The 8,416-nt window shown below is 56.9% G+C and carries 5 protein-coding genes, 2 tRNA genes and 1 pseudogene; 4 read left to right on the plus strand and 4 right to left on the minus strand.

Annotated features, from left to right (window positions below; genetic code table 11):
• From H5U08_RS05585 to H5U08_RS05600, 4 genes and pseudogenes are all read left to right on the plus strand, one after another.
• Positions 1-979 (plus strand): annotated as a pseudogene (locus H5U08_RS05585) (aconitate hydratase); the annotation flags it as partial.
• Between the two features lie 965 nt (positions 980-1,944).
• Positions 1,945-3,690: a VWA domain-containing protein gene (locus H5U08_RS05590; RefSeq protein ID WP_297031105.1), complete on the plus strand. Its 1,746-nt coding sequence runs from the start codon at positions 1,945-1,947 to the stop codon at positions 3,688-3,690.
• 644 nt (positions 3,691-4,334) lie between these two features.
• Positions 4,335-4,418, plus strand: a tRNA-Leu gene (locus tag H5U08_RS05595).
• Positions 4,419-4,642: 224 nt separating this feature from the next.
• A tRNA-Lys gene (locus tag H5U08_RS05600) sits at positions 4,643-4,716 on the plus strand.
• Between the two features lie 463 nt (positions 4,717-5,179).
• On the opposite strand, the gene H5U08_RS05605 is transcribed toward H5U08_RS05600, so the two are convergent.
• The 4 genes from H5U08_RS05605 to H5U08_RS05620 form a co-directional block, all read right to left on the minus strand.
• On the minus strand, positions 5,180-5,476 hold the full coding sequence (locus H5U08_RS05605; protein WP_297031107.1) for a hypothetical protein: 297 nt from the start codon (positions 5,474-5,476) through the stop codon (positions 5,180-5,182).
• A 43-nt stretch (positions 5,477-5,519) separates the two neighbouring features.
• Positions 5,520-6,302: a hypothetical protein gene (locus tag H5U08_RS05610; protein ID WP_297031108.1), complete on the minus strand. Its 783-nt coding sequence runs from the start codon at positions 6,300-6,302 to the stop codon at positions 5,520-5,522.
• A gap of 220 nt (positions 6,303-6,522) precedes the next feature.
• On the minus strand, positions 6,523-7,332 hold the full coding sequence (locus tag H5U08_RS05615) for an RHS repeat-associated core domain-containing protein (RefSeq protein ID WP_297031111.1): 810 nt from the start codon (positions 7,330-7,332) through the stop codon (positions 6,523-6,525).
• 652 nt (positions 7,333-7,984) lie between these two features.
• Positions 7,985-8,416: RHS repeat-associated core domain-containing protein (locus H5U08_RS05620; RefSeq protein ID WP_297031113.1), on the minus strand; the 432-nt coding region annotated here is incomplete at its 5' end.

An 8,416-nucleotide genomic window follows, 5' to 3' on the forward strand; every position in this document is an offset into this window, starting at 1 on the left:
CGAGCCGATCGGCTTCGACCCCTCGGGTCAGCCGGTCTACTTGAGAGACCTCTGGCCAAACGAACAGGAAATCGCTTCTGCGATGGCTGAGGTGTTGACTCCCGACCTTTTCCAAAAACGCTATCAATCGGTTTTTGAGGGCGACGAACTGTGGCAAAGTCTCGCGGTACAGCCGAGCGAGCTTTTCCCGTGGCGAGAGGAAAGCACGTATATCCATGAGCCTCCCTATTTTGACGGGCTCACGCCGGAGCCCACTCCTCCGCCTCCGATCCGCGGTGCGCGGGTCCTGCTGGCCCTGGGAGATTCCGTCACCACGGATCATATCTCACCAGCCGGGACTATCCCCAAGGACAGCCCAGCGGGCCGCTTCCTCATTGAAAGAGGTGTTCCGCCGGAAGAATTCAACACGTATGGAGCGAGACGCGGCAACGACCTCGTCATGGTTCGGGGAACATTTGCCAACATTCGCCTGCGCAACTATCTGGTCCCTGACCAGGAAGGTGGTGTGACTCGCTACTGGCCGACGGGCGAAGTGCTTACCGTCTTCGAAGCCGCCATGCGATACAAGTCAAACGGGACTCCCCTGGTGGTCCTGGCGGGGGCCGAATACGGGACCGGAAGTAGTCGCGACTGGGCCGCCAAGGGAACGGCCCTCTTGGGAATCCGTGCCGTTCTGGCCACCAGTTTCGAGCGCATCCACCGGAGCAATCTCGTGGGAATGGGGGTCCTCCCCCTTCAATTTCCGGAAGGCCAGACATGGCAAAGCCTCGGTTTGAGCGGCGAAGAAGTGATCGATATCCTCGAGCCGGAAACCGAGCTGACTCCGCGATGTCAAGTGCGGGTGGTTGCCCGGAAAAGCGATGGTCAAACCATCGAGTTCTCCTGTCTGGCGCGAATCGATACTCCGGTGGAACTTGAGTACTACCAGCATGGCGGCATCCTGCCGATGGTCCTGCGAAAATTGCTTTCCGCACCCTGACCGTTGCCCATCGCTCGGAAGATCGTTTGGAAGATTCCACGCGCCGCAGGGGTAATGCATGAATTGCCCCTACCAGGAACTGAGCTGCGCAGACACAGTGGCACAGGACAACGAGGGACGACTCAGCTCGGCACCGGCTTGGGCCGTGATGCGGCCCTCGCTTTGGCATCCGGTTCAGGGTGACGACCGATTGTGCCCGCGAGGGGAGGCATCTGTCGCCCGTTGATCTTGGACAAAATGTGGCCGGGGGATGCGCTCCGGTTTTGTATCCACGCGGAGCCCCGGACGGAGAATCCGCCTTCCGTCTCTTGTGATCAGCACGACGAAGCTTGATTGTGCCAGAAGCTGCTCGAGGATGGCCTGGCCCACAGTCGAGTCAAGCCGCCCCGGCACCAGCTCGTAAACCGCGCTGCCCCACACGCCAGGAGAAAGTAATTCAGATAAACAAAGGAGGCCAGAGCGGTCCGGCCGCCATTCAACGGGCCAGGTCCGAGCTTTGAGAAAAGAACATTCAAACCGGCGGCAGATCGTCGGTCGGTCTTCATACTTGCGACACCCTGTGCACGTCAAGTGCGGACAGTCCACACCGGTGGGCTTGTCCTCTGGGCCCACGTGCCCTGCTGGGATGGGCAGCCAGGTGCAGCAGGCTGTGCACGCGCCGCAAGGACGCTCCGCGACTGACTGCACAGACGCAGACGAAGAACTGGAACGCTCCCTCACATCGACCATAAGCTCCGGCACAAGCAAAACCGTTGTTTCGTTCTCAGTAATGACCACCAGCCGTTGCTTCGGGAATCTACGGCAGGCCATTCCAAAGGGACTAGATTTGTGTCTCGACCGTTTGGGATCGGTTCCCCATTATTTTTTGCTTTGCCGCAAAAAATATCCTATCTTTTCCAATAGACCGAATTGAATGTCGCGCCTGTCTCGTCTGTGGTGGTTCTCGTCTCGATAGGGAGGGCCTTATGAGGTCGCCGAAGCTGCTTTGGGTGCTCCGCAAATGCGAGGACAAGAAAAGACGTCGCGGCGCGATTGTCATGCTCACGGCACTGCTCATGGTCTTCATGATGGGGCTTCTGGCCCTTTCGGTGGACGTGGGCTACATGATGACGGTGAAGACGGAGCTCAAACGAGCCACCGACGCGGCCGCCCTGGCAGGTGCCGCCAGCCTGGCCGAGGGAACCGACGTCGCCCGCCTCAAAGCCTTCGAGTTCCTCGCCAGAAATCCCATCGGTCATCAGAACTTGACCGAGTTGGAAGACTGGGAAGATCGATTGGAGGAGCTCCTTGCTCAGCACTCCCAGGAATTTCGCGTGGACTTCGGGGAATGGGACGCTGACACCGGCGAATTCCTCCCCACAGCGACGGCGCCCTCCGCCATTCGCGTGACAACGACCCACAACGGCGGACCTTTGTTTTTCGCCCGAATCTTCGGCCGGGATGCCTTCGTCCTTCAGGCTGAATCCATCGCCCAGTACCAGCCCCGGGATATCGTGTTGGTTCTCGACTTTTCAGCCTCCATGAACGACGACAGTGAACTCCGCCGAATCACTGAATTCGGCCCGTCTGCCCGCGAGGCCGTGGAAGCCAACATTCAGCAAATCTACGAGGAACTCGGTTCGCCGACTTACGGTTCCCTCCAGTTCACGCCGCAGTACTACACCCAGGTTGGCAAACCACCCCAATCGTCCTGCGAGCCCCAGATCACCGTCACGTTCCGGGGGGACGATGTCTATGTGGTGTCCACCAAGGATCTCTCAAACGTCGTGCTCCAGTTCTCCGACGGCACGACTCAGAAATTCGACGGACTCTCCGGAAAAACCGGCGTGTTCCGGGGGACTGGTCGGAACGCCAACAAGCGAATTGACCGATGCTGGGTCAAATCGGGATGCAACGCTAGCGGCGAGGGCCCCGGCTACGGAGAACGTTTCGAAGACACCACGACGAATATCATGAAAGCCTTCGGCCTCGACAAAGTGCCCTACCCATATCCCTCCGGGAGTTGGGAAAGCTACATCAACTACGTGAAAACGAGCACCTTCGTGAAAAACGCGGGTTATCGAAAAATGTACGGCTATTTAACCCTCATCAACTACTGGCTGGAGCAAAAACCCCAGGCCGACGAAACACCGGATTTGTGGAAGGTCAGTGAGCAGCCTGTCAGCCAGCTCAAAGAGGCTGTGGGCGTGTTTTTCGACTACATTCAGGCGGTGAACACCAACGATCGGGTATCGCTCGTGATCTACAACTCGCCCGATCAAACGGCGGTGACTGAGTATCCGCTCACTCAATCTTTTGAAGCGATTAAAGACACCATCGTCCACCGGCAGGCCGGTCACTATGACCATTACACGAACATCGGCGCGGGAATCAAAAACGGAGTGGACGAACTTTTTGCCCACGGACGACCAGGGGCCTTCAAAATGATCGTGCTCATGACGGATGGAAAAGCCAATCGGCCGTACAACCAAACCCAGGGACGTTCCTACGCCCTTTCCCAGGCCCAAAGGGCGGCCGAAAACCGAATTCCGATTTTCACGATCGGGCTGGGGTTGGATGCCGATACGGATTTGCTTGACGAAATCGCTCGCATGACCAACGGCCAGTCGTTCATCGTGCCCGGCACCCTGGCCGTCACCGACTATCGTGAGCAGCTCATTGAGAAGTTCCGCACGGTGGCAGCCCACCGACCCGTTCGCCTCGTCAAATAGCGGGGCATAACGCCCTTGATACACTCGCGGATGGCAAGGATGCGTTGCGATTTTTTGGTGTATCAGTTTGGCGACAGGATCCCTCATGGTGCCCGAAAGAGGTATGGAGACGCGACGAACGGCCAGGGACGGCCGCTAAGCTGCCGACAGGCGCGAGCCCCCGTTGGAACCCGGCTGCGTGGGCTGGTTCTTCCGCGGGGGTCGTCATTTTTCTTGCTGCCCAAACGTGCCCCAACCCATCTCCATTTGCGCTGCCTGACAAGCGACGCTGGCCTCCAGGAAGGTTTCCAGGCAAGTGACACCTATTCCGGAGGCACCTGCTTGTCACGTCCGCTTTTTTCGGAGGGACCTGCCTGTCAGGTCCGCTTTCGGAGGGACCCGCTTGTCGGGTCCGATCAACACCGATCGATGCCCGATTGCCCTTCACCGGGTACGACAAGCGTGCCCCTCTAGACGACGTTTCCGAATTTGCGGCTTTCGGACGGACGTGCTAGTCACGTCCGCGTTTGCAACATGGATGATCCGCCGGCTTTCACCGGGCACGCATGTTGTGCCCACTGCAAAAGCGGGGACGGAGGCGGGGCTCTGGGACTTGACGCGGCAAAGGGGATCAGTAGACTATTTTTATGAGGTGATGGTCGTTCGCGGGAATGGCGGAATTGGCAGACGCGCCAGGTTGAGGGCCTGGTGGCCGCAAGGCCGTGGAGGTTCAAGTCCTCTTTCCCGCATTTTTTGTTTTCGATCATCGGGTAGAGTGTGTTCCTTAACGGTGCCGATCTGTATGCCTCCGAAGAGGGGGCCTCGCGTGCCCGACGGATGGACAGGGAACGAGACACACCGACTGCGAAGAAGCGAGGGAATCGATCCTCGCTGCCCGGTGAATAGAGGCATGGATGAATACCCAAGGTGGGCCAAGCAACACCCAGGGTGTACCTTAATATCGAGAGCAACTGCCCCCTTAGCTCAGCCCGGCAGAGCAGCTGACTCTTAATCAGCGGGTCGTAGGTTCGAATCCTACAGGGGGCACTGGGATCCACGAACCCCAGCAAACTTGCCGACGAGGCAGGTTGTGCGGGGTTTTTCTTTGCGCAGGGGCATTTCCGTAATCGGTCTGGCTAGGTAGCGATGGCCTTCCGACCGGCAACCGCCCCCCACTGGCAGGGAGGCCTCGCGAAGAAGGACACGTGTCTTCGAGAATTAACTCAGCGAGGAGCTTCGCCACCGCTCCTTGCCCATGGTATCGGGTGCTTCTCGATGCTGCTGCGGGTGGCTGGGACTCTGAACGCCGGGCAGTGCGTGGTGGCCTCGAGATCGGCAGTCTGCGGGTGCTTTGACAAATCGAACAATCGCAGGCCCGAAGCCGAAAACGCGGTGGCATCCATTCGGCCTGTGCGACCGGCGTTCCGCACCTCATCGCCCGCCTTTACTGTAGCAAATAAACATTTTTCTCAGGCACAATCGATCCCACCGCCGGACCCCAGAGGTAACGCTACTGCTGGTGGCCTACCTGCATGTCGCCCGAGTTGGTACGCCAGAAATCCATGACGATCTGGTTGCCATCGTAGATGAAGATCCGCCGCTGCTCGGCATGGCCGTCGCCGTCGTCATCGAGCCGCTTGTAGACCCAGCGGTTGGCATAGTCGTAGGCGTACTCGACCACATGATCGACCGCAGCGGCATAGCTTGCCCGGTGCTCCACCTTGGTGAGCCGGTTGCGGTGGTCCCAGGTGTACTGGGTGATGTCCGTGTCGCCCGAGTTGGTAGGCCCCTGTTCGCGGCGTGCCAAGGACTACCCAGAATGGACATGCACACGGCGAGCAACGACGCGGTCACGAGCCTGTATCATCGTTTCGTGTCTCGGCGTTATCTGGGCCCCCCAACGCGCTAACCAACCGGTCGGCAGCACGAAGGACCCTACCCTGCGCTCCGTACATCTCCCGAAGCAACTGCTCTATTTTTTTGACCCTCTCCGGGTCCATGTATTTCTCCCCTTCGTGCCACTTCTCTTTAATGTTCTCTTCGGTCGCAATCGCCTCTCCGAAAGCAGCAATGTTTTCAACCAGACTGCCTAGAAGGACCGCAATCGCCCATACCAGCCCGGACACCGCGCCCACGTAGTCGTTCGGGTCTGGCGGAAGCATGGTGATGCGCGAACCCAGAAACCGGCACACCTGCAGTCGTGTCTGAAAATCTAGCTTCCCAGCCGCAGTCACTAATAGCCGCAGCGCAGTCAAATATGGGTCTGGCGGCGGGTCCTTGTAGCCCAGAACATAGCAATGCAAATAGAGCGACATGGCGTACACTACTTTGAATGGGTCTTCATACTCCCCTCGTTGTTCACTAAGGTCATAAATGTAGGTTACGTACTCAAGAAGCTTTTCAATCTCCCAGCGTTCGTTCTCATCTTGCGGAAAGACACCGGAGGAAAGAGGTTCCACCAATGTCTCCGGCGGTCTCCGATCCAAATAGATATCGGGCAGGGCATCTTCGTACAACTGCTTCACTAAATCCTTCGGCACCCTCTCGGCCAAGAACGCCAGGTAATCGGCATCTACCCGTCTGGTGTTCACCGCGAACCAGTCTCGATCGGGATACGGCTCTGCTCTACTCATATTCAGGTCTCCGTGGAACCGTGTTGAGAGGAGACGCGAACATCGATCTGCCCCCATTAACCTTACGACCTTAACTGATTGACCGCGCACTGTGCCTATAAAGAGCAGATTACCACCATTTCCAAGGCAAACGTAGCGGAGCAAACGGGTCTTTGCCTAACAGCTCACGGTAGTGTGTTGGCTCGGGAGGCTCGCCACAACCAAGCCGGCGGTAGTGGTTTCAACAGTTCTTCAAAGCCTGTTGCTTATTTTCCAATTCTATGCGATGGTTTACTTCCTGCTTTTCTGATCCTTTTTCAATACTGCCGGGGAGCACGTAGTCGCACCGTTTGTCGAGGTAGGCTTTCCGTCCCTGCACCTCCCAGTAGATAGCGCTGCACTTGCGTGCGACCTTGGCACATTCCCTTTCATCGCGGTAGTTTCCTCCTAGGTTTTGCAGCGGTTTATAAAAGTCGTCATGGAGTATCCTGCATTCCATTCTCCGCTTGTATATCTCCCAGCACCTCTTCGCGTACGCCTCCCATTCCTGCGTTCCGGGTGCGGGCACTAGGGACGGGCCAGGCCCTTCCTCCCACCCAGGAGGCAGGGGGGTGTAACTGGGGGGAATCTCTTCCGAGCTTACGGGAGGATAGATAGGAGGCCAGTTGATCTCAGGCATCCCCGGGGCGATAGGCCTAGGACGAGGCAAAGCTGGCCTTGGCGGTACGCCCGGCCGAACAGGCGACGGACCCGGACGGACGGGAAGCGGGGGCGCTACCGGTCCCCGCAATCCGTCAGGATCAACGGCACCACTCGGCGAATTCTGAATATACCGGTACAAATTCCCATCCCCGGCGGCGAAGCCAATTGGGTCCTCGCTCAGCCAGCGGCCGACACGAAAATCATACCAGCGGTTGAGGTTGTTCTGAAGTTGGGTGTCACTATCGAACGGTCTACCGGTGAATAAAAAGAGACTATCAATCGTCGGATTACTCTCCGACGTGACTTTGCCGAAGGCGTCATAGATGAGATGATTGACCACGGTGGTCACCTTCTTTCCTCTGCGAAACCTGGGTTGTCCAGTCTTGCAACCCCGTTCGGAACCGTCTGCGCGTCAAGTTTGGCAATATTCCGGATTGTGTTCGGGGCGTGCATCAAGCCCCACTGTCCCCTTTCATTCGCCGGGTTGTCAATGCATTCGAATCCTATGATCTAGGCCGCCTCAAAGGTTCCCTTGATCTTGTACCGTCACACCAGGTTAAAGCTGACCGCTGATTTGAACAAAAGAAAACAGAACCATCTCTCACACGCTACCGTATCATTGGCACAGCACACGAGTTGCTTACCATGGCAAATCGGTAATGAGCGAACTGCGATGCCACCTTGGCTTAGGTTTCGCTACTCATCATCGACAGGGCCGTGCCTCCACCCTTTCACGCAGTGGTATCGATCGTTCACGGCCATGATAATCCGAACAATAGTCTCAATTCCCATTGCTCCAGGGAGTGTTATTGCCACGTTAGCGCAAGTGTGGTTGTAACTACCTCCGGCAACAATGCCCTGTGATTCCAGCTCTTCCATAAGGCTATCCATAAACCTATCAATGGTCTCTCGAGAGATCCCCGGAAAAAACTCGAAAATATAAACATATCCGGCCATACAATAACGAGTATCTTTTATGAAAACAAAGGAAAGGTGTGGGCTCAATTAAGCGATAGAATCTTATTTACAATCTGGTAGGCAACGCCGATACTTATTTCCTTAGGAATGATAAAAGTCTCATTTTGCAAAATCACCTTCACGTGACTACCCTTTCCACCACCTTTCACTACCTTTCCGCCCCATTTTGTGAGCAACCTCACAACACCGTCCTGTCCCAGGTTCCGAATATGGTTGACGACCTGTCCCTTGTTTATTACGCCAGTTTCAATACAGCACCAAAGGGCTGCCGGACTCTTTAGGCAACCCTGGAGTGAACTGACGCAGCCAGTCGGATCAACATCAAAAAGCGGGTTATTCCCCACGTACCGATACAAATTCCCGTCGCCGCCGTTAAAGCCGATCGGGTCCTCGCTCAGCCAGCGGCCGACCCCGGCATCGTACCAGCGGTTGAGGTTGTTTTGCAGTTGGGTGTC

Origin of the sequence: Thermogutta sp. (assembly GCF_014359955.1) — a bacterium.
In the GTDB taxonomy this organism is placed as follows: Bacteria; Planctomycetota; Planctomycetia; order Pirellulales; family Thermoguttaceae; genus Thermogutta.